Source organism: Luteococcus sediminum (assembly GCF_054783495.1).
Genome location: NZ_BAAGQL010000044.1, coordinates 1 through 24,777 on the forward strand (window position 1 = coordinate 1; position 24,777 = coordinate 24,777).

21 protein-coding genes and 1 pseudogene are annotated in these 24,777 nt (G+C 68.5%); 5 read left to right on the forward strand and 17 right to left on the reverse strand.

The window, feature by feature from the left end; all coding sequences use genetic code 11:
• Positions 1–672 precede the first annotated feature (672 nt).
• Positions 673–1,026, forward strand: a complete 354-nt coding sequence (locus ACYVKA_RS13960; protein WP_460706327.1) for a tetratricopeptide repeat protein — start codon at positions 673–675, stop codon at positions 1,024–1,026.
• A 128-nt stretch (positions 1,027–1,154) separates the two neighbouring features.
• Complete coding sequence (locus tag ACYVKA_RS13965; RefSeq protein ID WP_460706329.1) at positions 1,155–2,078, forward strand: exodeoxyribonuclease III; 924 nt, start codon at positions 1,155–1,157, stop codon at positions 2,076–2,078.
• Between the two features lie 21 nt (positions 2,079–2,099).
• On the opposite strand, the gene ACYVKA_RS13970 is transcribed toward ACYVKA_RS13965, so the two are convergent.
• From ACYVKA_RS13970 to ACYVKA_RS13990, 5 genes are read right to left on the reverse strand one after another with little or no spacing between them, the layout of a single operon-like run.
• Positions 2,100–3,065 (reverse strand): enoyl-CoA hydratase/isomerase family protein, encoded by a 966-nt coding sequence (locus ACYVKA_RS13970; protein ID WP_394276446.1) that lies wholly within the window; start codon positions 3,063–3,065, stop codon positions 2,100–2,102.
• Positions 3,022–4,614, reverse strand: a complete 1,593-nt coding sequence (mptB, locus tag ACYVKA_RS13975; RefSeq protein WP_460706331.1) for a polyprenol phosphomannose-dependent alpha 1,6 mannosyltransferase MptB — start codon at positions 4,612–4,614, stop codon at positions 3,022–3,024. Before mptB ends, ACYVKA_RS13970 begins: the two co-directional genes overlap by 44 nt.
• Positions 4,611–5,003 (reverse strand): NADH-quinone oxidoreductase subunit I, encoded by a 393-nt coding sequence (locus ACYVKA_RS13980; RefSeq protein ID WP_460706333.1) that lies wholly within the window; start codon positions 5,001–5,003, stop codon positions 4,611–4,613. Before ACYVKA_RS13980 ends, mptB begins: the two co-directional genes overlap by 4 nt.
• The gene (locus tag ACYVKA_RS13985) at positions 5,000–5,590 is read right to left on the reverse strand and encodes an NADH-quinone oxidoreductase subunit C (protein ID WP_394276449.1); all 591 of its coding nucleotides are present in this window, start codon (positions 5,588–5,590) and stop codon (positions 5,000–5,002) included. The genes ACYVKA_RS13980 and ACYVKA_RS13985 overlap by 4 nt, the downstream gene beginning before the upstream one ends.
• Complete coding sequence (locus ACYVKA_RS13990) at positions 5,587–6,009, reverse strand: NADH-quinone oxidoreductase subunit B family protein (protein WP_394276450.1); 423 nt, start codon at positions 6,007–6,009, stop codon at positions 5,587–5,589. The genes ACYVKA_RS13985 and ACYVKA_RS13990 overlap by 4 nt, the downstream gene beginning before the upstream one ends.
• Positions 6,010–6,093: 84 nt before the next feature.
• On the opposite strand from ACYVKA_RS13990, the pseudogene ACYVKA_RS13995 reads away from it, so the two are divergent.
• From ACYVKA_RS13995 to ACYVKA_RS14005, 3 genes and pseudogenes are all read left to right on the forward strand, one after another.
• Positions 6,094–7,941 (forward strand): annotated as a pseudogene (locus tag ACYVKA_RS13995) (2-oxoacid:acceptor oxidoreductase subunit alpha); the annotation flags it as partial.
• 191 nt (positions 7,942–8,132) lie between these two features.
• Positions 8,133–9,200 carry a 2-oxoacid:ferredoxin oxidoreductase subunit beta gene (locus ACYVKA_RS14000; protein WP_460706335.1) on the forward strand — a complete coding sequence of 356 codons (1,068 nt, stop codon included), beginning with the start codon at positions 8,133–8,135 and terminating at the stop codon, positions 9,198–9,200.
• Positions 9,201–9,284: 84 nt separating this feature from the next.
• Positions 9,285–9,542: a hypothetical protein gene (locus tag ACYVKA_RS14005; RefSeq protein WP_460706337.1), complete on the forward strand. Its 258-nt coding sequence runs from the start codon at positions 9,285–9,287 to the stop codon at positions 9,540–9,542.
• Positions 9,543–9,561: 19 nt separating this feature from the next.
• Here ACYVKA_RS14005 and ACYVKA_RS14010 read toward each other — a convergent pair whose 3' ends face one another.
• The 12 genes from ACYVKA_RS14010 to ACYVKA_RS14065 all read right to left on the reverse strand — a co-directional run bounded on the left by ACYVKA_RS14010 (position 9,562) and on the right by ACYVKA_RS14065 (position 24,776).
• Positions 9,562–10,536 carry a polyprenyl synthetase family protein gene (locus ACYVKA_RS14010; RefSeq protein WP_460706339.1) on the reverse strand — a complete coding sequence of 325 codons (975 nt, stop codon included), beginning with the start codon at positions 10,534–10,536 and terminating at the stop codon, positions 9,562–9,564.
• A 200-nt stretch (positions 10,537–10,736) separates the two neighbouring features.
• Positions 10,737–12,332, reverse strand: coding sequence for an NADH-quinone oxidoreductase subunit NuoN (gene nuoN / locus ACYVKA_RS14015; protein WP_394275447.1), 1,596 nt, complete (start codon positions 12,330–12,332; stop codon positions 10,737–10,739).
• Positions 12,332–13,834: an NADH-quinone oxidoreductase subunit M gene (locus ACYVKA_RS14020; protein ID WP_394275448.1), complete on the reverse strand. Its 1,503-nt coding sequence runs from the start codon at positions 13,832–13,834 to the stop codon at positions 12,332–12,334. Before ACYVKA_RS14020 ends, nuoN begins: the two co-directional genes overlap by 1 nt.
• A gap of 14 nt (positions 13,835–13,848) precedes the next feature.
• Positions 13,849–15,717 carry an NADH-quinone oxidoreductase subunit L gene (nuoL, locus tag ACYVKA_RS14025; RefSeq protein WP_394275466.1) on the reverse strand — a complete coding sequence of 623 codons (1,869 nt, stop codon included), beginning with the start codon at positions 15,715–15,717 and terminating at the stop codon, positions 13,849–13,851.
• 52 nt (positions 15,718–15,769) lie between these two features.
• Entirely contained in the window at positions 15,770–16,069 is a 300-nt protein-coding gene (gene nuoK, locus ACYVKA_RS14030; RefSeq protein ID WP_394275449.1) for an NADH-quinone oxidoreductase subunit NuoK, read from the reverse strand.
• On the reverse strand, positions 16,066–16,875 hold the full coding sequence (locus ACYVKA_RS14035) for an NADH-quinone oxidoreductase subunit J (RefSeq protein WP_394275450.1): 810 nt from the start codon (positions 16,873–16,875) through the stop codon (positions 16,066–16,068). The genes nuoK and ACYVKA_RS14035 overlap by 4 nt, the downstream gene beginning before the upstream one ends.
• Positions 16,872–17,477, reverse strand: a complete 606-nt coding sequence (gene nuoI, locus ACYVKA_RS14040; protein WP_394275451.1) for an NADH-quinone oxidoreductase subunit NuoI — start codon at positions 17,475–17,477, stop codon at positions 16,872–16,874. Before nuoI ends, ACYVKA_RS14035 begins: the two co-directional genes overlap by 4 nt.
• Positions 17,477–18,817: an NADH-quinone oxidoreductase subunit NuoH gene (nuoH, locus tag ACYVKA_RS14045; RefSeq protein ID WP_394275452.1), complete on the reverse strand. Its 1,341-nt coding sequence runs from the start codon at positions 18,815–18,817 to the stop codon at positions 17,477–17,479. Before nuoH ends, nuoI begins: the two co-directional genes overlap by 1 nt.
• Positions 18,814–21,237, reverse strand: coding sequence for an NADH-quinone oxidoreductase subunit G (locus ACYVKA_RS14050; RefSeq protein ID WP_460706341.1), 2,424 nt, complete (start codon positions 21,235–21,237; stop codon positions 18,814–18,816). The genes nuoH and ACYVKA_RS14050 overlap by 4 nt, the downstream gene beginning before the upstream one ends.
• Positions 21,234–22,586 carry an NADH-quinone oxidoreductase subunit NuoF gene (gene nuoF, locus ACYVKA_RS14055; protein WP_460706343.1) on the reverse strand — a complete coding sequence of 451 codons (1,353 nt, stop codon included), beginning with the start codon at positions 22,584–22,586 and terminating at the stop codon, positions 21,234–21,236. Before nuoF ends, ACYVKA_RS14050 begins: the two co-directional genes overlap by 4 nt.
• On the reverse strand, positions 22,583–23,332 hold the full coding sequence (gene nuoE, locus ACYVKA_RS14060) for an NADH-quinone oxidoreductase subunit NuoE (RefSeq protein WP_394275455.1): 750 nt from the start codon (positions 23,330–23,332) through the stop codon (positions 22,583–22,585). The genes nuoF and nuoE overlap by 4 nt, the downstream gene beginning before the upstream one ends.
• Before the next feature lie 115 nt (positions 23,333–23,447).
• Entirely contained in the window at positions 23,448–24,776 is a 1,329-nt protein-coding gene (locus ACYVKA_RS14065; RefSeq protein ID WP_460706353.1) for an NADH-quinone oxidoreductase subunit D, read from the reverse strand.
• Between the last annotated feature and the right edge of the window lies 1 nt (position 24,777).

Here is a 24,777-nt window from a genome sequence, read left to right on the forward strand (position 1 = left end):
ACCTAGACAATCGGTATCTTCGCAGGTCAGCGGGCACTTCCCTCCTTCACGTCCAGACACCCCCATGAAATCTCCGGGCTAGTCACAACGGATTCCGTCCACCGTCAGTACGGCAAGGGCCTCAGCATCAGCCCCGACGCGGTATGGGCCGACAAGGGCCTCACCAGGTTCACCGCTTACGTCCTGGTCTCCTACGTCGGGTCCATTGGGGTCCGCTACCAGTGGAACGAGGACGGCATCCCTGACGACGAACGGTCGCAGTTCTTTCACTTTCCGATGCCCGTTCTCAACTGCTTCGTTGACGAGACCGCCGTCGCCTACGGTCAGACGCGCCGTCCCGGATGGTTCGCCCGCCTCAGTCAGTGGATCAACAAGCCTCGGGAGTAGCGGAGGGCTTGGCCCGGATGAGTCCGCACAGAGTCCGCAGGAGAGCCGAAAACGACTCGACTCAGCAAACACCACCAACTGCGTTTGCGCTGGCCAGAGCGCCCTACCCAACGCAGCCGGTATCCTCCCTACATGGGTCAGAAGTTCGTCAACTACCGCTGAGCCAGACCGCGCACGAGCGCAGGGGCCGCTCCCGAAGCCTTGGGAGCGGCCCCCCCATGCCCGGGAATAGCGTGAGGAGATGCTGCGTTGGACGGCCACTACATACCCCTACGAGGTATTGAGATGACCACCCTTCCGATGGACCCCGAAATCAGCCTGGCCCGCTCCGCCTTTGACGAGCGCGAGGACGCCACGGCCGTCACCCGCTTCGGCGAGGTACTGGAGCAGGAGCCCGGCAACCGGCTGGCCCGCGAGTACCTGGCCCGGGCCCTCTACCACCGCGCCTCCCTGGGACGGGCCATCACCCAGTGCGAGCAGCTGCTGCAGGCCGACCCAACCGACGAGTACGCCACCCTGCTGCTCGTGCGCAGCCTGGAGCGTCGCGGCGAGACCGAGCGGGCAGCGAGCCTGCGTCGCCAGCTGGCGGCACTGACCGGTGATCCGCGCCACCTGGACAACCACACGGCGCTGCACTGAGCCCTCGCAGCGAGAGTGGCACCGGGCCCCTCAGCGAGAGCGGAACCGGGCCCTTTCGGGTGGGGCTGCTGGCACGACCCGTGCCAGCAGCCCCCGCCGCGGTGTGGACGAGGGCTAGGCTGGCCCGCATGCTCCGCGTCGCCACCTTCAACATCAACGGGATCCGCGCCACACAGAAGCGCGGCTTCGCCGACTGGCTGCAGGGCCGCGACTGCGACGTCGTGGCCCTGCAGGAGGTGCGCTGCCCCGTCGCCATGCTCCCCGACGGCATCTTCGGCGACTACCACGTGGCCTACGACGCCGGCCAGCTCGCCGGCCGCAACGGCGTCGCCGTCCTCACCCGCGAGGCGCCGCTGGCCGTGCGCAGCTGGGGCGCCGGCGCCCTGGTGCGCGCGCCCAGACACAACCACCTCGAACTTAGCGAACCCGGCGAGACAGGACCGCTGGCCCGAGAACTCAAGGCCTTCTCCACCGAAGGCCGCTACCTCGAGGTCGACCTGGCCGACCGACCCCTCACCGTCGCCAGCCTCTACCTGCCCAAGGGCGGGCTGCCCGCCGAGCTGCAGGCCGACGGCAAGAACGGGCGCGACAAACCCGACGGCGGCGCCAAGTACCAGCGCAAGATGAGCTTCCTCAAGGGCTTCGCGCGGCACCTGACCACGGCCCGCCGCACCGCCGCCCGGCAGGGCCGCGAGTTCATCGTGATGGGCGACTTCAACATTGCCCACTCCGAACTCGACATCAAGAACTGGCGGGGCAACCAGAAGTCGGAGGGCTTCCTGCCCGAGGAGCGCGCCTGGCTCGACCAGGTGCTCTCACCCCGCACCCTGGTCGACGTGGTGCGCCAGCTGCACCCCGGCCAGGACGGCCCCTACTCCTGGTGGAGCTGGATGGGACAGGCCTTCGTCAACGACGCAGGCTGGCGCATCGACTACCAGCTCGCCACCCCGGCCCTGGCGAAACTGGCCATCACCGGAGGCACCGACCGCGCCGAAAGCTACGAGGCCAGGATGAGCGACCACGCCCCCGTCGTGGTCGACTACGACTTCTGAGGGCCGCCCAGCAGCGAGGCGTCAGCGGGCCTCGAACATGCCGAGCACCAGCTCGCGCGGCACGTCTTCCACACATGCATGGCGCCACTGCGGGTTCCGGTCCTTGTCGACCAGCTGCGCCCGCACCCCCTCGACGAAGTCGGAGTCGGCGACGTAGTTGCGGGCCAGGCGGGCATCCTGCTCCAGCACCTCGTCGACCGAGTCCACCCGGGCCGAGCGACGGACCGCCTCCAGCGCGACTGCGACGCTCCACGGCGACCGGGAGCGCAGGAGCTCGGCACATTCCCTCGCCCGGGCTTGGTCGTGCGCCTCAAGAGCGGTCACGACGGCGACCGGGTCGTCGCCGGTGAAGCACTCGTCGATCCAGGCACGGTCACGCTCCAGCTGCGAGGCCTCCGCCGAGAGGTCGTCGGCCGGTGAAGGAGTCAGCTCATCGACCAGGCCCGCGTACAGCGCGCTCGCGGCGTCGATCGACTGGCCGGTCATCGCCATCCAGGTGCCCAGCTCCCCCGGTGTGTGGGACAGCTGCCAGTTGATGCCGACGTCGGGGAAGAGGCCGATGCCGGTCTCCGGCATGGCCAGGACCAGGTCGCGTTCGGCGGTCACGGTGCGGCAGTGCAGCGCCAGGCCCAGGCCGCCGCCCATGGAGACCCCGTGCAGGTGGGCCGTGGTCGGCTTCGGGTAGTGGGCGATCAGCCGGTTGACCGTGTACTCGTGCTCGAAGAAGTCGACCGCGCGCTGTGGTTCGTCCAGCACCAACTGGCGGATGGCGCGCACGTCGGCTCCGGAGCAGAAGCCGCGTTCCCCCTCGCCCGAGATCTCGACGCGTTGGACGTCGTCGTCCTCGCGCCAGGCGGTGAGCAGCTCCCCGATGGCCTGCATCATCGCAACATCGAGCGCGTTGATGGCCCGGGGTCGGTCGAGGACCAGGCGGGCGAGTCCGTCACTGACCTCGCCGCGCACGTGGGGGCTGGTGGTCTGGGTCACGTTTCCTCCTGTGGGTGGATCGGGGGGCGTCGGTCGCCCTCTCGTGGGTGCGCACCTGCCAGGCAAAGCCTGCCACCGCCACCACCCCGAGGGCCACGGCGGGGTTGAGCGAGTCGACGGCGCTGACGCTGTTGCGGTAGGCGAGGTTGATGGCGGCATAGCTGAGCAGTACCACCGTCGCCTGCACCGCGGCACGCACCATCCGACGGGAGGGCCGGGTGAGCGGCAGCAGCACGCCACCCCACAGCACGTACCAGGAGTGCAGGGCTGGCGAGCACAGCGCTACCGCCAGGAAGCTCCAGGCCAGGAAGGTGACCGGCTGGCGACGCGCGACGGTCAGCGCGAAGACCGTGATCAGGGCACCGGCCAGCACCATGCCGGCGGTGCGCGTCGCGGTCAGCATGGCACCGCCGGACGGGTCGAGGGCGAAGTGGTCGGCCACCATCTGGGCCAGCTGGCCGACGATGGTGAAGGGTGAGACGGTGATCACCATGCCGGGGACGTCGACGGCATCGAGCCATCCCCAGCCCAGGCCGGTGAGCCTGGTGATGCCGGCGAAGGTGCCGATCGCGATGGCGAAGCTCGCCACCGCCCGCACCGCGGTCGCGGCCACGTCACGCGCCTGCCAAGTGCGCCAGGGGTGACGGATCAACGGCAACGCATAGGCCGCCAGCACCGCCGGCTGCTTGATGGCCGCGGCCGCGCCGATCACCACCGCCGCGGCCAGCCAGGTCCAGTCGGCGCGAAAAGCCAGCCAGAGCCCCAGCACGAGCAGGCCCACCATCAGGGAATCATTGTGCGCCCCGCCGATGAAGTCGATCACCAGGACGGGGTTGAGGGTGGCCATCCACGCTGCCAGGGCCGGATCCGCGCGCAGCTGCACCGCGATACGCGGCACCAGCAGCCCGATCAGCACCACACCCACCAGGGCGGGGATGCGCATGGCCAGCGCGGAGACATAGGGGTCGAAGCCGGTGGCGTCCACGATCAGGTGCTGCATCTGCAGGCTCAGCGGCCCATAGGGGGCCGGAGTCCGCCGCCAGACCCAGGCCACCTGGTCGGCGAAAGCCCCCGGCAGCAGCATCACATTGCCGTGGTAGGGGTTGATGCCGTTGTGGATCAACCAGCCCTGGGCGGCATAGGAATAGGCGTCGTGGCTGAAGATGGGCGGCGCCAGCAGGAAGGGCGCGCCCCAGATGGCCAGCACCGCCCAGTGCTTGAGGTGCCAGTAGGCCTCGTCTCCCTCCCGACGCTGCCCCTCGCCACCCCTGGCCGGGCGCAGCCGGAACCAGGCGTCGACCAGCAGTGCGAGGCCCGCCATGACCAGCACGGTGCCCAGGATGCGGGCCGGGGTGCCGGTCAGGTGCAGCGGACGCAACATCCGCCACCAGGGCGAGTTGAGCGGCAGGTAGGCCGGCGTCAGCGAGCCCAGCGCGATCAGGGAACTGCCATAGGCCCCGCGACGCACGTGCGCCACGGCCCAGGCCCGCCGGATGCTGGCCCAGTGCAGGTCGAGGCCACCGACCGACGGGGTGAGGACCGAGCTCACCGCAGCTGCTCGCGGCCCTGACGCAGCTGGGGCAGTTCCGCGGTGGTCGCCACGTGCGGCCCGGCCCACTCCAGGGCGTCGAAGGGGCACTGTTCCACGCAGATGCCGCAGTACATGCACAGCGACCAGTCGATCTCGAAGCGGTCGAGCACGTTGTGGGAACGCTGCCGGGAGCGCGCATAGCCGGAGGTGGGTGATGCGGCGGCACCACCGATCGGTGCGCCCCCCTCCCCCTCGCGCAGTTCGGTGTGCGAGTCGATGTGGATGCACCAGGCGGGGCACTCACGCGCACAGATCATGCAGGAGGTGCAGTTGGACTCGATGAGCCGGATGGATCCGTGGGCCCCTGCCTGTTCAGGATGCCCGGCCTGCTGCGGCTGTTCGTTCATCGTCGTCTCCTCACCCGTCCGCCGGCGACGGCGGCGGCGATCTCCTCGGCAGTGGCTGGTGCGGCCTGCGGGTCACGCTCGCCCCACACCTCGGCGTCGGGCACCCCGGGAGGAGCCATCTTGCGACGGCTGGGGGCCGCGCCGCCCGGCTCCTTGGTGCCAGGCCAGGGTTGTGCGGCGCGGGCACCCAACACGAAGTCCTTGCGCAAGGGGGTCGTCGCTCCCCCATGGTTCAGCAGCGGCGCCTGGTCGCCACCGTCGAAGACGATCCCGAAGAAGTCGTGCGCCTCGCGCTCGTGCCACGACGCTCCCGGTAGCAAGGACGTGCAGCTGGCCAGCACCGGTTCTTGGCGGGGCACCCGGGTCTGGAGCCGCAGCCCCCTGGGAGGGCTGGACTGGTGGTCGACCAGGCGCAGCACGACGCGGAACTCGTCACCGCGTCCGATCTCGTCGACTGCCCCCAACCAGTCCAGGAAGGGGTACTGGTCCGCTGCGGCGCGGATCTGCTCGATCCACTGCCCGGAAGGGACCTCACGCACCTCGTCGTCGATGCCATGCCCTCCCGGGACGGAGATGTGTTCACTCATTGGACAGCTCCCTGCACGAATTCCTGGCGAACCTTCTCGACCACCTCGGCCAGTGCGGCGGGCGGGGGCGGACAACCCGCGACAAAACTGTCGACGTGCACCAGCTGGTTGACCCCCTTGGTGACCGACCAGGCATCCCAGTAGGGGCCACCGGCGCAGGCACAGGCACCGAAGCTGACCACGTGATCGGGGGCGAGCTCGGCGATCCGGTCGGTGACTAGGCCGGACAGGGCGTCACTGAGGGTCCCGGAGACCACGGCCACCACCGCGGCACCCGCGGGCGCGGCCGACAGCCGCGGCGCGTCGACGGGCACCGCGAACTCTGACTCGATGGCACAACAGGCCAGGGCGAGGTCGACGACGACCACCGACCGGTCGCCGAACCAGTCGATGAACTGCCCCTTGTTCTGCTCAGACACGAGCGCCAGCCTAGCTTCCGCACCGGCGCACCGTCTGGCCAGACGCTGGTCTGCCTTCGTGTGGCAGCTAGTCTGGACTGTCGAGTGTTGTCTTTTCGAAAGAGGCCCGTTGTGACTGGTGTGCAAGTTCTCGAGCGAGTGGTGATCCGCTTCGCCGGCGACTCAGGTGACGGAATGCAGCTGACGGGCGACCGGTTCACCCACGACTCGGCCACCCTGGGCAATGACATCTCGACCCTGCCGAACTTCCCGGCCGAGATCCGCGCCCCCCAGGGCACCCTGCCGGGCGTGTCCAGCTTCCAGCTGCACTTCGCCAACTACGACATCGTCACCCCCGGCGACCGGCCCGACGTGCTCGTGGCGATGAACCCGGCCGCGCTCAAGGCCAACCTCAAGGACCTGCCCCGCGGCGGGCTGCTGGTGGTCGACAATGCCGAGTTCACCAAGCGCAACCTGACCAAGGTGGGTTATGAGGCCAACCCCCTCGAGGACGGCTCGCTGGCCGACTACCACCTGGTGGCACTCGACCTGACCGGCATGGCAGTGGCCTCGGTCAAGGACTTCGGGCTGGGCCGCAAGGACTCCGCGCGCAGCAAGAACATGTTCGCCCTCGGACTGCTCAACTGGCTCTACAGCCGCCCCACCGAGGGCACCGAGAAATTCCTGGCCGAGAAGTTCGCCAAGAAGCCCGAGATCCGCGATGCCAACATCGCCGCCTTCCGCGCCGGCTACGCCTTCGGTGAGACCACCGAGGACTTCGCCGTGCGCTACGAGGTGGCCAAGGCCGACATGCAGGCCGGCAGCTACCGCCAGATCAGCGGCAACCTGGCCACCAGCTATGGCCTGATCGTGGGCGCCGAGAAGGCCGGGCTGCAGCTCTTCCTGGGCTCCTACCCGATCACCCCCGCCTCCGACATCCTGCACGAGCTGAGCCGGCAGAAGGGCCAGGGCGTCATCACCTTCCAGGCCGAGGACGAGATCGCCGGCGTCGCCTCCGCGCTGGGTGCCTCCTTCGGTGGCTCGCTGGGCGTGACCACCACGTCGGGCCCCGGCATCGCCTTGAAGTCCGAGGCGATCGGCCTGGGCGTCATGACCGAGCTGCCGCTGGTCGTTGTCGACGTGCAGCGCGCCGGCCCGTCGACGGGCATGCCCACCAAGACCGAGCAGGCCGACCTGCTGCAGGTGATGTACGGACGCAATGGTGAGGCCCCGGTGCCGGTGCTGGCACCGTCGACCCCCTCGGACTGCTTCGACATGGCTGTGGAGGCCGTGCGCATCGCGGTCACCTACCGCACCCCGGTCTTCCTGCTCACCGACGGCTACCTCGCCAACGGTGCCGAGCCGTGGCGGATCCCCGAGATCGACCAGCTGCCCGAGATCGACCCGAACTTCGCCACCGCCCCCAATGACGGCGACGACTTCCTTCCCTACAAGCGCGACCCCGAAACCCTTGCTCGCGCCTGGGCCAAGCCCGGCACGCCCGGGCTGGAGCACCGCATCGGCGGCATCGAGAAGGCCGACGGCTCGGGCAACATCTCCTACGACCCGGCCAACCACGACCACATGGTGCGGCTGCGCCAGGCCAAGGTGGACGGCATCGTGCGCGACATCCCCGACATCGAGGTCGACGACCCCTCGGGACGCGCCAAGGTGCTGGTGCTGGGCTGGGGTTCCACCTACGGCCCCATCACCGCCGCCGTGCGTCGGGTGCGGGCCAGCGGGCGCGATGTCGCCCAGGCCCATGTGCGCCACCTCAACCCCTTCCCTGCCAACCTCGGCGAGGTGCTGCGCGCCTACGACCGCGTGATCGTGCCCGAGATGAACCTGGGCCAGTTCGCGATGATGCTGCGCGCCAAGTACCTGGTCGACGTGCAGAGCTACTCGCGTGTCTTCGGGCTGCCGATCTCGCTCTCGGAGCTGGCCGCCGACCTCGAGGTGGAGATCGACCAGATCAACGGCCACCCGGGCGGGCCCGTCGACGAGGTCGAGATCTCCGAGGGTCCCGGCAGCGAGGACATGGGCGACGGCGAGCTCGCGGCCGACAACGAGCAGGCCCAGCTGCACGCCGAACCGGCCCCCATCAACAACCCGAACGAGCACTCCCACACCACGCAGGAGCAGAAGTGACCACCACCGAACTGCAGACCCCCGGCTACCGCGGGCTGGCCGGTGTCCCGCTGAGCATCGAGCCGCTGAACCGCAAGGACTTCACCAGCGACCAGGAGGTGCGCTGGTGCCCCGGCTGCGGTGACTACGCCATCCTCGCAGCCTTCCAGAGCATGATGCCCGAACTCGGCATCAAGCGTGAGAACACCGTGATCATCTCCGGCATCGGCTGCTCCTCGCGCTTCCCGTACTACGTCGACAGCTACGGGATGCACTCCATCCACGGCCGTGCCCCGGCCATCGCCACCGGCGTGGCGGTGACCCGCCCCGACCTGGGCGTCTGGGTCGTCACCGGCGACGGTGACGCCCTGTCGATCGGCGGCAACCACCTGATCCACGCGATGCGTCGCAATGTGAACATGACGATCATGCTGTTCAACAACCGCATCTACGGCCTCACCAAGGGCCAGTACTCGCCCACCTCCGAGGCCGGCAAGGTGACCAAGTCGAGCCCGCTCGGCTCGGTCGACGCCCCCTTCAACCCCGTCTCGCTGGCACTGGGCGCTGAGGCCGGCTTCGTCGCCCGCACGGTCGACTCCGACCGCCAGCACCTCTCGCAGGTGCTCAAGGCCGCCGCCGGCTACCGCGGCACGTCGCTGGTGGAGATCTACCAGAACTGCCCGATCTTCAACGACGGTGCCTTCGAGGACCTCAAGGGACCCGGCTCTGACGAGGCGATCATCCCACTGCGCCACGGTGAGCCGATCCTGTTCGGCGCCGACAACCACCTGGGCGTCGTGCAGAACCGCGACGGGTCGGTGGAGGTGGTGGAGGTCTCCGAGGTGGGCCTCGACAACATCCTGGTGCACGACGAGCACCACGCCGACCCGTCGCTGGCCTTTGCGCTGAGCCGCCTGACCGACGGTGGCGTGATGCACCGCTCCCCCATCGGCATCTTCCGCAATGTGGAGCGGCCCGCCTACGACGACCTGGCCCGCGAGCAGGTCGCCATGGCCATGGGCGACCGCCAGGAGTCGGCGCTGCAGGCCATGGTCAACGGGCGCGACACCTGGACCGTGCTCTGAGTACCTCCCGCCCGTGACCGCGAGGGGTCCGAGCCGATGCTCGGACCCCTTGGCACGTTGTGGCGGCGCTGGATTTGGGCGGGTGTGCGACACCGACACCCCCGTCCGCAGGACGAGCTGTTGCGTCACGTCAACGCGGACTGGCCCAGTTCGACCACCATCGACGCGGACAAGTCCTCGGCCAGCACCTTCGTCACCCTCGACGAACAGGCCCGCGACACAGGGCGCGGGATCATCGAGCAGCTGGCCCGGAAGACCGGAGACGCGCGGGATGACAAGGCCAAGGCCGGCGACCTGGGCGGGTTGGGGATGGAGCCCGACGAGCGGGTCACCATCCGGTGAGAACCGGAGCCGCCGACGATCAGTTGGAGCGGCCCACCAGGTCGAGGCAGATCCTCGACAGGGCCTGCTTGGCTTCCCCGTCGGGCAGCGACTCCAGGTGCGCCAGTGCCAGGTCGGCGTGGCGCTGCACCTCTGCCCGGGCCTGCTCGATCACAGGATGGGCCCGCAGCTGCTCCAGCGCATCGGCCAGGCGGGCGTCGTCGGACAGGTCGGAGGAGATGAGTTCCTTGAGCGCCTGGTCGGCCGGATCCTGGGAGGCCTGCAACATCAGCGTCGGCAGCGTCGGGACGCCCTCGCGCAGGTCGGTCCCGGGAGTCTTGCCCGTCTCGTTGCTGGTGATGTCGATGATGTCGTCGCTGAGCTGGAAGACCACGCCGATCTCCTCGCCGAAGGCGTCCAGCGCCTCCAAGACCTCACGCGAGGCCCCGGCGACCATGCCGCCGAAGACGGCCGAGGTGGCGATCAACGAACCCGTCTTGTCACTGATGACCTGCAGGTAGTGCTCCAGGGGGTCATCGCCCTCCTGCGGCCCACGGGTCTCCGCGATCTGGCCCTGCACGAGGCGGCCGAAGGTTTCGGCCTGCAGGCGCACGTAGTCGGTGCCCAGGTCGGCCACCAGGGTGGAGGCGCGGGCGAAGAGGTAGTCGCCCACCAGGATCGCAATCGAATTGTCCCAGCGGCGGTTGGCGCTCGGGGCACCGCGACGCAGGTCGGCATCATCCATCACGTCGTCGTGGTAGAGGCTCGCGACGTGGGTGAGCTCCACCACCAGGGCGGCGCGGGTGAGGTCGGTCTCGCTGGTGCCCTGTCCGAAGGCAGATCCCAGAACCACCAGCAGTGGACGGAAACGCTTTCCGCCGGCATCGATGATGTGCCTCGCCGCCTCGGTGACGAAGGGACTGTCGGCAACGGCGGCCTTGACCAGCTCGTCCTCGATGACGGCAAGCCGACCGGTGACCGAGGCCTCGAATTCCTCGTCCACGACGTGGGTCACGATTCTCCTCATTTCGATGCGGGGCAGGTCCCCGAAAGCCTCCCCCCAGACTAGTGGTTCGCGCACAGGCGCGCCCAATCGAGCCCGGTCCCGGACGCGCCCATGCCGGCTTCGGCCCATGCACCCCATGGGTCCCGAGACGGGACTGGCCCCGCACCCTTCAGGGTGCGGGGCCAGTGCCGGTTGAGCTGTTCGGCAGATCAGCGCAGGAAGACCGAGGCCTGCGCCGCAAGGTCGAGCAGCGGACCGCTCCACACGCCGAGCCCGACGGTGCCGATGGCTCCGATCAGCACGACCAGCCAAGTCATCCAGGAGGCACCGACCACCTCCACCTGCTCGTCGGCGGGTTCCCGGAAGAACATCACCACGATCATGCGGATGTAGAAGAAGGCCGTCACCAGGCTGAACAGGATGGCCAGGGCCACCAGCCAGGCATAGCCGCCCCGCCAGGCGGCGGTGAAGGCAACCAGCTTGCCGACGAAGCCCGCGGTGGGCGGGATGCCGGCGAAGCTCAGCAGGAAGAGGGTCATCATGCCACCCAGGAGCGGGTTGCGGCGGCCCACGCCCTGCCACGCGGCCAGGCTCGTCGCCTCGCCACCGGCCTTGCGGACCATCGTCACCAGGGCGAAGGCGCCCAGCGTCGACAGGCCATAGGCGGTCAGGTAGAACAGCACCGAGGCGGTGGAGCCGATGCCCCCGACCGGCAGGCCGGTGACCGCGGTGCTGGTGCCGACGATCGCGACCAGCAGGAAGCCGGCGTGGGCGATCGAGGAGTAGGCCAGCATGCGCTTGACGTCGGTCTGGGTCAGGCCGATGACCGCGCCGACGGCCATGGTCAGCACCGCCAGGCCGGCGAACAGCGGCTGCCAGTCCCACCGGGCCCCACCGAGAGCGACGTAGAAGACGCGCATCAGGGCCACCACGGCGGCGAACTTGGTGCAGATGGCCATGAAGCCGGTCACGGGCGTCGGGGAGCCGGTGTAGACATCCGGCGTCCACGAGTGGAAGGGAGCCGCACCGAGCTTGAACAGCAGTCCGGCGCTGACCAGGGTCAGGCCGGCCAGCAGCAGGCCACGGCCCTCGACACCGGCGGTGATGGCCGCGTCGATGCCACGCATCTCGAAGGAGCCGGAGAAGCCGTAGAGCAGCGCCGCACCGTAGAGGAACATCGCGCTGGACAGCGAACCCAGCAGGAAGTACTTCAGGGCTGCCTCCTGGCTGAGCAGGCGACGGCGACGTGCCAGACCGGCCAGCAGGTAGAGCGGCAGCGAGAAGATCTCCAGCGAGACGAACATCACGATCAGGTTGTTCGCCGAGGCGAACAGCATCATGCCGAAGAGGCTGAACAGCAGCAGCGGGAAGACCTCGGTGTGCTCGGCACGCGCCGCGACGGCCTCGCGCTCGAGCTGTGACCCGGGCACCGAGGCGCCCATCGGGGTGAACTGGGACTGCCCACCCGAGACCTTGCGCTCGGCAAACAGCAGCGCGGTCATCAATCCGAAGACCAGCAGCGCCGCCCACAGGAAGTAGGTGGGGCCGTCGATGGCCAGCGAGCCGACGCCAGCCAGCCGGCGGTCACCGATCATCCAGTTGCGCACCAGCAGGACCAGCGCCGCGAGCAGTGTCACCGCGGTGACGATCAGCTGCGCCCCGTAGCGGGGACCCTGCTTGCTGGTGGACTCCACGATCATGGCCAGGCAGGCGCCGACCAGGACGAGGATCAGCGGCGCCAGCAGGCGGTACTCGAGCATCGGCGGCGCGATCTCGAGGGGAACCATCGTCGCGAGGTGGATCATCACTTGGCTCCCTTCACGACCGGAGCCGGATCAGTCATGCCAACCTGGGCCATGGTGTCCTTCACGGTGTCGTTGGTGACCTGGAGCATGGGGTTGGGCAGGAAGCCCAGACCCAGCAGCAGGACGACGAGCGGGGCAAGGACTGCCTTCTCCCGCGCGCCGAGGTCATTGTTGGTGAAGTGCTGCTCGGCCTGCTCGGTGACCGGGCCGGTCATCGTGCGCTGGTAGGCCAGCATCACGTAGAGGGCCGCGAGCACGGTGCCCAGAGTGGAGACCGCTGCCAGCACCGGGTGGCGCTGCCAGGTGCCGGCCATCACCATGAACTCGCTGATGAAGCTCGACGTGCCCGGCAGGGCCAGCGCCGACAGGCCGGAGAACAGGAACATGCCGGCCGCGACGGGGGCGAGCTTCTGCACGCCGCCGAAGGCGGTGATGTCGGCCGAGCCGCGGCGACGGATCAGGTAGCCCACCGCCAGGAAGAGCGCGGCGGTGGAGAAGCCATGGTTCAGCATGTAGAAGATCGTGCCGTTCATCGACTGGCTGGTGAAGGCGAAGATGCCCATCACCATGAAGCCGAAGTGGCTGATCGAGGTGTAGCTGACCAGTCGCAGCAGGTCCTTGGCGCCGATGGCCATCAGCGCGCCGTAGATGATCGAGACCACCGCGAGCACCAGCACCACCGGGGTGGCCCAGCGGCTGGCCTCGGGGAAGACCGTCAGGCACAGCCGGATCATGCCGAAGGTGCCGATCTTGTCGAGGATGCCGACGAGCAGGGTCGAGGCACCCGGGGTGGCCTGTTCGGCGGTGTCGGGCAGCCAGGTGTGCACCGGCACCATCGGGGCCTTGATGGCGAAGGCGATGAAGAAGCACAGCCACAGCCAGCGGCCGGAGCTGCCGGCAATGTCCAGGGCGGCCAGGTCGCTGATCAGCAGGCTGGGGGTGCCCTGGCCTGCGGCGTGGACACCCAGGCCGATGATGCCGATCAGCATCACCAGTCCGCCGGCCAGCGAGTAGAGCAGGAACTTCAACGCTGCCATCGCCCGTCGGGGACCGCCCCAGCCACCGATGAGGAAGTACATCGGGATCAGGGTGGCCTCGAAGAAGATGTAGAACAGCAACGCGTCGGTGGCCATGAAGACCAGCAGCGCGAGGCCCTCCAGGACCAGTGCCAGCGCGAAGAAGCTGGTGGTGGACCAGGTGCCGGGCTGGTCGCCAACGTGCCACTCGGCGAGCAGCACCACCGGGACCAGGATCACGGTGAGCAGGACCAGGGCCTTGGCCATGCCATCCAGCCCGAGGGCGTAGTGGGCACCGATGGACTCGATCCACAGGTGCTGCTCGGCGAGGTCACCGGAGCTGAAGAAGGCCATCAGGCCGAGTGCCAGGGTGGCCAGGCTGATGCCCAGTCCCAGCACCCGTCCCGCGGAACCCTTCACGAAGAAGAGGATCAGGCCACCGACCAATGGCACCAGGGCCAGCGCGGTGAGCAGGGGGAAAGTCATCGTTACTCCTCCCCTCAGGCCAGCTGGCCGAGGATCAGTGCGCAACCCACCAGGACCGCGCCAGCGACCATGGTGAGTGCGTAGCTGCGGACGTAGCCGTTCTGCAGCTTGCGGACGGCAGTGGAAAGGCCACCCAGCGCGGTGGCGGAGCCCATGACGGCACCATCCACGACGGAGCGGTCGACGACGCCGGTGAGGCCCACGAGCTTCTCGGCGGGTCGAAGGACGACGGCCTCGTTGAAGGCGTCACCGTAGAGGTCATTGCGACCGGCCAGCACGAAGGGGCTGTCGGAGGCGGGCTGGTAGGCGGGGATGTCCTTGCGGAAGAAGAACCAGCCGAGCAGCACGCCGAGCGCGACGACGGCCATGGTGATCCAGCCGACCGTGGTGACGTGGAAGAGCGAGGGTGCATGGTGCACCTCGGCACCGGTGGCCGGGGCCAGCCAGTCGCCGATCCAGTTGTTCATCAGCAGGCCGGCCACGATGGACAGGATCGCCAGGATGACCAGCGGGATGGTCATGGTGGCCGGGGACTCGTGCGGGTGCACGCCCTTGAGCCAGCGCTTGTCGCCGAAGAAGGTCATCATCATCAGGCGCGTCATGTAGAAGGCGGTCACCAGGGCACCCAGCAGGGCCAGGCCACCGAAGATCGGCGACTTCTCGAAGGCTGCCTCGATGATGTGGTCCTTGGAGAAGAAGCCCGAGGTGAAGGGGAAGCCGATGATCGCCAGGTAGCCCATCGCGAAGGTGAGGAAGGTGATGGGCATCGCCTTGGACAGCGCACCGAAGTGGCGCATGTCGACATCGTCGCTCATCCCGTGCATCACCGATCCGGCACCCAGGAACATGTTGGCCTTGAAGAAGCCGTGGGTGACCAGGTGGAAGATCGCGAAGGCGGCACCGATGGGGCCAAGCCCGGCCGCGAGCATCATGTAGCCGATCTGGCTCATGGTGGAGCCGGCCAGCACCTTCTTGATGTCGTCCTTGCTGGTACCGATCCACGCGCCGAAGAGCAGCGTGATCGTGCCGATCACCGCGACCGCCAGCTGCGCGGTCTGGGTCTGCTCGTAGACGTGGTGGCTGCGCACCACCAGGTAGACACCGGCGGTGACCATCGTGGCCGCGTGGATCAGGGCCGAGACGGGGGTGGGGCCCTCCATGGCGTCCAGCAGCCAGGCCTGCAGCGGGAACTGCGCTGACTTGCCGCAGGCCGCCACCAGCAGGAAGAGGCCGATCGCGGTGGCCCAGCCCGGCGACAGCTGGGCAGCGTTGGCGTTGACCTCGGCGAAGGAGGAGCTGCCGAAGCGGGCCAGCATGGTGAAGATGGCCATCATCAGGCCGAGGTCACCGATGCGGTTCATCACGAAGGCCTTCTTGCCGGCCAGCGCCGCGGAGGTGCGGTGCTGCCAGAAGGAGATCAGCAGGAAGGAGGCCAGGCCGACGCCCTCCCAGCCGAAGAAGAGGGTCAGGTAGTTGTCGCCCAGGACCAGGACCAGCATGGCGGCCACGAACAGGTTCAGATAGGCGAAGAAGCGACGGCGACGCTCGTCGTGGGCCATGTAGCCGATCGAGTAGATGTGGATCAGCGATCCGACACCGGTGATCAGCAGCACGAACAGGATGGACAGCTGGTCGACCAGCAGGCCGACGGTCATGTTCCAGTTGCCCTGGCTGAACAGGGTCCACAATGTGTGGCCGACGGCGCGCTCGCCGGGCTCGGCCATCAGCATCTCGCCGAACAGGCAGGTGCCGATCGCGAAGGACCACAGCACGGCAGCGGTGGCCAGCAGGTGGCCCCACTTGTCGGCGATGCGGCCGGACAGCAGCAGGAAGGCTGCCACCACGGCGGGCACCGCGATCATCGTCCACGCGTAGCGGAACATTCCGCTCGCGGCGACGGGTGTGACGATCTCGAGAAGATTCACCGATGCCCCCTCAGAACTTCAGCAGGTTTGCGTCGTCGACCGAGGCCGAGCGTCGGCTGCGGAAAATGGTCACGATGATCGCCAGTCCCACCACGACCTCCGCGGCGGCGACGACCATCACGAAGAAGGTGGCCACCTGCCCCTCGAGGTTGCCGTGGACATGGGAGAAGTTGACCATCGCCAGGTTTGCCGAGTTGAGCATGAGCTCGATCGACATGAAGGCCACCAGCGCATTGCGTCGCAGCAGGAAGCCCAGGACTCCGATGCTGAACAGGATTGCGCTCAGGACCAGGTAGTAGTTCGGGTTCATTCCCGACCCTCCTCTGCCTTGACGGACTCGATGGCGGCGAAGGCCTCGGTGGTCGGGGCAGCCAGCTGCTCCGGGTTCGAGACGACGCCACGGCCTGCCATCGCGGCCGGCACCGAGTTCTCGGCCACCGAACCGTCCGGCAGGAGGGCCGGCGACTGCACCGCATTGCTGCGGGCGTAGACGCCGGGGCTCGGCATGGGGCCCGGGTGCACGCCGTCGGTGGCGTAGCGGCGGATGCGGCTGGCGCGGCTGCCGGCCTGGCGCACCTTGGGACGCAGCTCCTCGTGGTGGGCCAGCACCATGGCGGCGATCGCGGCGGTGATCAGCAGTGCGGCGGCCGCCTCGAAGATCAGCACGTACTTGGTGAAGACCAGCGCGGCCAGGCTCGGCACATTGCCGCCCTCGACCGCGTGGGCCTCGTCCAGCCCCAGGGGCTGGCCGTTGATGGCACCACCGACGGCGACGACCAGCAGGGACGCGAAGCCGAGGAAGGCCAGCACCGAGGCGACGCGGTGGCCGCGGATGGTCTCGACCACCGAGTCGGTGGTCGAGATGCCGACCAGCATCAGCACGAACAGGAAGAGCATCAGGATGGCGCCGGTGTAGACGATGATCTGCACCACGAAGAGGAAGGGTGCGTCGAGGGAGGCGTAGAGCCCCGCCAGCGAGATCATCATGGCAGCAAGCCAGATGGCGGAGTGCACGGGCCGGCGCGAGAGCACCATGCCCAGGGCCCCCAGCACCGCGATCGGTGCGAGGACCCAGAAGGCGACCGCCTGGGCGGCCACGAGCGGGACGAGAGTCATCGGGTCACTCCCCCGTGGTTGGTCTGGTCCTGGCCAAGGGCCCGGGTGGCCTCGGTGGCCGCGCCGGCGGGGCCGGTGCGCACGTCGGGCTGCCCGGTGGCGGGAAGGCCCAGGAAGTAGTCCTTCTCGTCATCACCCAGCCGGCGCGGGTGCGGCGGCTGCTCCATGCCGGTCAGCAGAGGGGCCAGCAGGCGGTCCTTCTCGTAGATCAGCACCTCGCGGCTGCGATCGGCGAGCTTGAACTCATTGGTCATCGTCAGGGCACGCGTCGGGCAGGCCTCGATGCACATGCCGCAGAAGATGCAGCGCAGGTAGTTGATCTGGTAGACGCGGCCGAAGCGCTCGCCCGGGCTGAAGCGAGCATCCTCGGTGTTGTCTGCGCCCTCGACGTAGATGGCGTCGGCAGGGCAGGCCCAGGCGCACAGCTCACAGCCGACGCACTTCTCCAGGCCGTCGGGCCAGCGGTTGAGCTGGTGCCGACCATGGAAACGGGGTGCGAAGACCTTCTCCTTGCCGTTCTGCGGGTAGCCCTGGGTGAAGGTCTTGCGGAACATGGTGCGGAAAGTGATGCCGAATCCGGCCCACTGCTCGAAGAGGCCCATCAGGCTTCAGCTCCGTTCTTGATCGTCTCGCGGTCCTCGCCGACCGGCTCGGCGCGCACCAGGCGCGACCGTCCGGGCAGCTCCTGACCGGGCATCGGGGGCACCGGGTATCCGCCGGCAAAGGCGTCGAAGTCGACCGCCGGGTCGTCGGTCGCATCCGTCGCATCACTGCCACCCATGAAGATCCAGGCCACCAGGCCGATGGCGGCCAGACCCAGCAGTGCGGCGAAGGCGATCCGGATGCTACCGGTGGCGCCCATGGTCGCCTTCAGCAGGGTGACACACATGATCCAGGCCAGGCTGATCGGGATCAGGCGCTTCCAGCCGATGCCCATGAACTGGTCATAGCGGAAGCGGGGCAGCGAGCCTCGGCACCAGATCAGGCAGAAGATCATCACTTGGGTCTTCAGGAAGAACCACAGCAGGCCCCACCAGCCCTGGTCGATGGCGCCGATCATGTTGAAGGGGAAGGGCGCCCGGTAGCCACCGAAGAAGAGGGTGACGGCCAGTGCGCTCAGGGTGGCCATGTGGATGAACTCGGCCAGGTAGTAGGTGCCGTACTGGAAGCCGGTGTACTCGGTGGAGTATCCACTGACCAGCTCCTGCTCGCACTCCGACAGGTCGAAGGGCGGAGTGTTGGACTCGGCCAGGATCGAGATGAAGTAGACGCAGAAGGCCGGGAAGAGCAGCAGCGCGTACCAGCTGGGCAGCGGCACGTCGACGCCGAAGACGTTGAGGTGCATGGCCTGCGCCTCGACGATCTGCGAGGTGCTCATGGTGCCCGACATCAGGAAGACCGAGACCAGCGACAGGCCCATCGCAACCTCGTAGGAGATCATCTGGGCGCTGGCGCGAAGGCCACCGAGCAGCGAGTAGGAGTTGTCGGAGGACCAACCGGCCAGCACCAGGCCATAGACGGCCATGGAGCCGGTGGCCAGGGTGAACAGCACCGCGATGGGCATGTCGGTGACCTGCAGGTTCGTGGTGTGGCCGAACATGTTCACCTCGCCGGCCAGCGGGATCACCGCCCACGGGGCGAAGGCGCAGATGCCGGCGATGACCGGGGCCAGGCTGAAGACCAGCCGGTCGGTGCCCTTGGGGATGAAGGTCTCCTTGAACAGAAGCTTCATGCCGTCACCGATGGCCTGGCCCATGCCGTTGATGAAGGCCGTGTTCATGACCGGGCCGATGCGGTTCTGCATCTTGCCCAGCACGCGACGCATGAACCACACGTTGAACAGGCACCACAGGAGCTGCAGCATGAAGACGCCGACCACCTTGATCAGCACGATCCACCAGGGATCGGGACCGAAGATCGACGAAGAGTTGAGTGGCGTCATGCCACACCTCCAACCGTTGAGGAGCGAACTGCGCTTGCTTCGAGGCGCACCGGCTGGCCCAGCTGGGCCCTCAGCGCGTCATGGGTGGCCGGGGCCGAGTTGGCCGGCAGCCAGACGACGTCGTCGACCATCTGCGCCTCGACGACGACCGGCAACTCGATGCTGCCGCTCTCGGTGCTGATCCGCACCAGCCCGCCGGGCACCAGGCCGTGGGCGGCCGCCGTGAGTCCGGAGACCCGGGCCACGGGCAGCGGTGCGGTCTCGTTGACGTGCACCGCACCGTCGAGGCCGCGGGAGCCGTCGAGCAGCAGTCGCCAGCTGTCCAGCAGCACCCCGGCGGGGGCCTGCTGGGGCTGGGCCGGGGCGAGCACCCCGCGGGCACCCTCCCAGTCGCGCAGCTCGGCGAGCTCGGCGGCGGCCTGGGTGGCATTGCGGAAGCCCAGGTCGGAACCCATCGCGTCGGCCAGGGCGGCCAGCACGCGGATCTCGGTCATCGGGGCATTGTTCTGCTTGCGCACCACCTGCACCGGGCGCACCCGGTGCTCCCAGTTGGTGAACGACCCTGCCTGCTCCTCCAGCAGGGCCACGGGCAGCACCACGTCTGCGCGCTCGCTCACCTCGGACAGGCGCTGCTCGAGGCTGAGCACGAAGCCCGCCTGCTCCAGCGCCGCGCGGGCACCGGCGGGGTCGGACAGGTCGGCGAGCTCGACACCGGAGACCACCAGCGCCCCCAGACGGCCGGTGGCGGCGGCCTGGAGCATCTGGTCGGTCGACAGACCCACCTGGCTGGGGAGCCGGTCGACACCCCATGCGGCCTGCAGGTCGACCCGGGCGCTGACGTCGTGCACCGGACGGCCACCCGGCAGCAGGTTGGGCAGGCAGCCCGCCTCGATGGCACCCATGTCTCCTGCGCGCCGCGGGATCCAGGCCAGACGGGCAGCCCCGGCGAGCTGGACGGCCACCGACAGCAGGCCGCCGGACTGCGCCGCGCGCTCCCCCACCAGCACGATGGTGTCGGCGTCGAAGGGCTCGTCGTGGGCCAGCTGGGCCAGCGCCTGCGCCTCGGAACCGGGCAGGGCGGGAACCAGGCGGGCCCCCATCTTGACCGAGCCGCGCGACAGGTGCGTGCCGACGCTCAGGACCTCCAGCTTGCGCTTGCGGAAGGCCTTGCGCAGACGCAGGAAGACGATCGGGCTCTCGTCCTCGGGCTCGAAGCCCACCAGGACGACCTTCTTCACATTCTCCAGGTCGGCATAGGTGACCGACTCCCCCAGCGTGCGTCCGGCGACCTGGGCGGCCAGGAAGTCGGCCTCCTCGGCGCTGTGCGGGCGGCTGCGGAAATCGATGTTGTTGGTGCCCAGCACACCGCGGGCGAAGCGGCTGTAGGCGTAGGCGGTCTCGTTGAGCAGACGTCCACCGGTCAGCACACCGACGCTGCCGGCGGCGGCACGCAGGCCGGCGACCGCCGCGTCGATGGCCTCGGGCCAGCTGGCGGGCTCCAGCACCCCACCACGGCGCACCAGCGGGGTGGTCAGGCGGTCAGCCTGGCGGGTCGACAGGAAACCGAAGCGGCCCTTGTCACAGTTCCACTCCTCGTTGACCTCCGGGTCGAGCCCGGCGAGGCGGCGCTTGACCTGGTAGTGCCGGTGGTCGACGCGCAGCTCGCACCCGGCCGCGCAGTGCTCGCAGCTCGTGGTGGTGCTGACCAGGTCGAAGGGGCGGCTCTGGAAGCGGTAGTCGGCGCTGGTCAGGGCCCCGACCGGGCAGATCTGGATGACATTGCCGCTGAAGTAGGAGTCGTAGTCGTGCTCGCCGTCGGTGTTGATCTGGCTGAAGGCACCCCGCTCCTGCAGGTTGATGAAGGGATCACCCGAGATCTGGGAGCTGAAACGGGTGCAGCGCTGGCACAGCACGCAGCGTTCGCGGTCCAGCAGCACCAGCTTCGAGATGTTGATCGGCTTCGGGAAGGTGCGCTTGGCGCCCTCGTAGCGGCTCTCACCGCGGCCGTGGCTCATGGCCTGGTTCTGCAGGGGGCACTCGCCGCCCTTGTCGCAGATCGGGCAGTCGAGCGGATGGTTGATCAGCAGGAATTCGAGCATGCCCTCCTGGGCCTTGGCCACGACCTCGCTGCTGGCGGCCGTCTGCACCTTCATGCCCGGCATCACCGTGGTGGTGCAGGCAGCCGAGGGCTTCATCGGACGGCCATTGCCGGCGTCGGGGATGTCGACCAGGCACTGGCGGCAGGCGCCGGCCGGGTCGAGCAGCGGATGGTCGCAGAAGCGCGGGATCTCGATGCCCACCGTCTCGGCGGCGCGAATGATCAGCGTTCCCTTGGGGGCGCTCATCTCGATGCCGTCGATGGTGAAGCTGACCTCGTCGGGCTTGGCGACCGGGGCGGTCTTGTCGGTGTCGACGCTCATGCGTGTACTCCAGGGTTCTCGTCCGCACGGCGCGGGGCCGTGGGGGCGCCGGGATCGGCGAACAGGGCGCTCTTCTCGTAGGGGAACAGTTCCCATGCCGGGGTGTGGTAGCCGGCCTCGAACTCGCTGCGGAAGTGCTTGATCGCGCTCTGGACGCAGGCAACCGCGCCGTCGGCCAGGGTGCAGAAGGACTTCATCGACATGTTGCCGGTGACGTCCAGGAGCTTCTCGATGTCGCCGGGCTGCGCGGTGCCCTGCTCGAAGTTGCGCAGGGTCTGCACCAGCCACCAGTTGCCCTCGCGGCAGGGGGTGCACTTGCCGCAGGACTCGTGCTTGTAGAACTCCACCCAGCGCAGCGTGGTGCGCACCACACTGGTGGTCTCGTCGAAGCACTGCAGGGCCTTGGTGCCCAGGATCGACCCGGCGCCCTGGACTGCCTCGTAGTCGAGCGGCACGTCCAGGTGCTCGGCGGTGAAGATCGGGGTGGAAGAGCCACCCGGGGTGAAGAACTTCAGCTGGTGGCCCTCGCGGATGCCGCCGGACAGCTCCAGCAGCTGGCCCATCGTGATGCCCATCGGTGCCTCGTACTGGCCGGGGTGCTTCACGTGGCCCGAGACCGAGTAGAGCGTGTAGCCATTGCTCTTCTCGGTGCCCATGTGGGCGAACCAGTCCTTGCCGTGCTCGATGATGCTGGGCACCGAGCTGATCGACTCGACATTGTTCACCACGGTCGGCGAGGCGTAAAGGCCCGCGACGGCCGGGAAGGGCGGGCGCAGGCGGGGCTGGCCACGTCGTCCCTCCAGGGAGTCGAGCAGGGCCGTCTCCTCGCCGCAGATGTAGGCGCCGGCACCGGCGTGGACGATGATGTCCAGGTCATAGCCGGTCCCCAGGATGTTCTTGCCCGCGTAGCCGGCCGAGTAGGCCTCGCGCACGGCCTGCTGGACGCGACGGATCACGTGCAGCACCTCGCCGCGGATGTAGATGAAGGCCGTGTGGCAGTTGATCGCATAGGAGCTGATGATCACGCCCTCCACCAGGGTGTGGGGGCTGGCCATCATCAGCGGCATGTCCTTGCAGGTGCCCGGCTCCGACTCGTCGCCGTTGACGACGAGGTACTTCGGGTTCGGGTTGTCCTGCGGGACGAAGGACCACTTGAGGCCGGTGGGGAAGCCGGCGCCGCCACGTCCGCGAAGACCCGCGTCCTTGACGGTGTTGACGACCTCGACGGGCTCCATCGCCAACGCCCTGCGCAGCGCGGAGTAGCCGCCCTGGCGCTCGTAGTTGGTGATCTTCCAGGACCGGTCGTCGGCCCAGTTGCGGCTGAGCACCGGGGTGAGCATGTCGGTCACTTCGCCTCCTCCTCGATGGTCGGGGCAGGAACCTCGGCGGCCGTCGGGGCCCGCCATCCCTGCTCCTGGGCGATGCGCAGGCCGCGCAGCGACGGCTCGCCGGCGCTGGGGCCCTCGTCGGCACGGCCGTCGGGGAAGCCAGCGAGCACGCGCTCGGCCTCCTTCCAGCTGGTGATCGTCGCGCCACGGGTGGAGCGGACCTCACGTCCCTCGGCCAGCGCGTCGATCAGCTCGTCGGCCTTCTCGGGGGTCATGTTGTCCATGAACTCCCAGTTGACCATCATCACCGGGGCGAAGTCGCAGGCCGCATTGCACTCCAGGCGCTCCAGCGAGAACTTGCCGTCCGGGGTGGTCTGGCCCTCGGAGATGCCGAGCTTGCGCTCCATGCAGCCCAGCAGGATGTCGCCGCCCATGACGGCGCAGGTGGTGGTGGTGCACACACCGACATGGTGGTGGCCTGCCGGGCGCCTCTTGTACATGGTGTAGAAGGTGGCGACGCCGGTCACCTGGGCCTGGCTCATGCCCAGCAGCTCGGCGCTGATGCGCACGCCTGCCGGGGAGATGCGACCGTCCACGGACTGCACCAGGTGCAGCATCGGCAGCAGGGCCGAGTGCGGCTGGGGGTAGCGGGCCGCGATGGCGCGCATCTCCTCGATGGTCTGCTCGGTGATGTTGGTGGACTCGTCGTCGCGGTCGACGCCGCTGGTGGCGTCGGAGAAGTGCGACTGGAACTCGTGGCCGCTCATGCGGTGGCCTCCTTGGTCTGTCCGCTCACGCGTGCGGCCGGGGTGCGGACGGTACTGCGCGCGAGTACTGCGGGGGGTGACAGGGGGGTCGTCCCCCCTGCTGTGGAGCGGGTGGTCATCGATCCACACCGCCCATGACGGGGTCGATGGAGGCCAGGGCCGGGATCACGTCGGAGAGCATGCCGCTCTCCATCAGCGCCGGGATCGCCTGCATGTGGTTGAAACCTGGATCGCGCAGGTGGGCGCGGAAGGGGCGGGTGCCACCGTCCGAGACCAGGTGCATTCCCAGCTCGCCACCGGGATTCTCGATGGCGGTGTAGACCTGGCCCGCCGGAACCTTGAACCCCTCGGTGACGATCTTGAAGTGGTGGATCAGCGCCTCCATGGACTCGCCCATGATGTGCTTGATGTGCTCGTGCGAGTTGCCCTGGCCGTCGGGGCCCAGTGCCAGCTGTGCCGGCCACTTGATGTGCGGGTCCTCAACCATCACGGGCTGGCCGGCGGTGGCCTCCAGCTTGGTGATGACCTGCTTGAGGATGCGCACGGACTGGTTCATCTCCTCCAGGCGGACCCGGAAGCGGCCGTAGCAGTCATTGCTGTCCCAGGTGGGCACGTCGAACTCGTAGTCCTCGTAGCCGCAGTAGGGCTGCGTCTTGCGCAGGTCCCAGGGGTAGCCGGTGGCACGCAGCGCCGGGCCGCTGACGCCCAGCGCCATGCAGGCGGTGAGGTCGAGGGTGGCCACGTCGCACATGCGCGCGCGGAAGACGGGGTTGGCATTGCAGAAGCCGGCCAGCTCGGGCAGGTACTTCTCCATCCGCTGCACCAGGGCCCGCAGGCGGTCCAGGCCGTCCTCGGGCAGGTCCACGGCCACGCCACCGGGACGGATGTAGGCATTGTTCATGCGCAGGCCGGTGACCGCCTGGAGGAATTCCAGGGTGATCTCGCGCTCGCGCAGGGCCACCTCGGCCACCGAGGAGGCGCCGAGCTCCAGGCCACCGGTGCCCACCGCGATCAGGTGCGAACCGATCCGGTTGACCTCCATGGCCATCACGCGCAGGATGTCGGCGCGCTCGGGCGCCTGGATGCCGAGCAGCTTCTCGACGCCCAGGCAGTAGACGGCCTCGTTGAAGATGCTGGCCACATAGTTGGCACGAGTGATGTAGGTCACGCCCTGGGTCCAGGTGCGGTATTCCATGTTCTTCTCGATGCCGGTGTGCAGGAAGCCGATGCCGGGACGCACGGACTTCACGGTCTCGCCGTCCAGCTCCATCACCATGCGCAGCACGCCGTGGGTCGACGGGTGGTGCGGGCCGAAGTTGATGACGATCGTCTCGTCACTGCGGTCGGCCTGCTCGGCGACGATGGAGTCCCAGTCATTGCCCTGGGACATGTAGACGTGGTCGACGGGGGTGCTGTCGCCGCCGGCGTACAGGTCCTCGTTCATG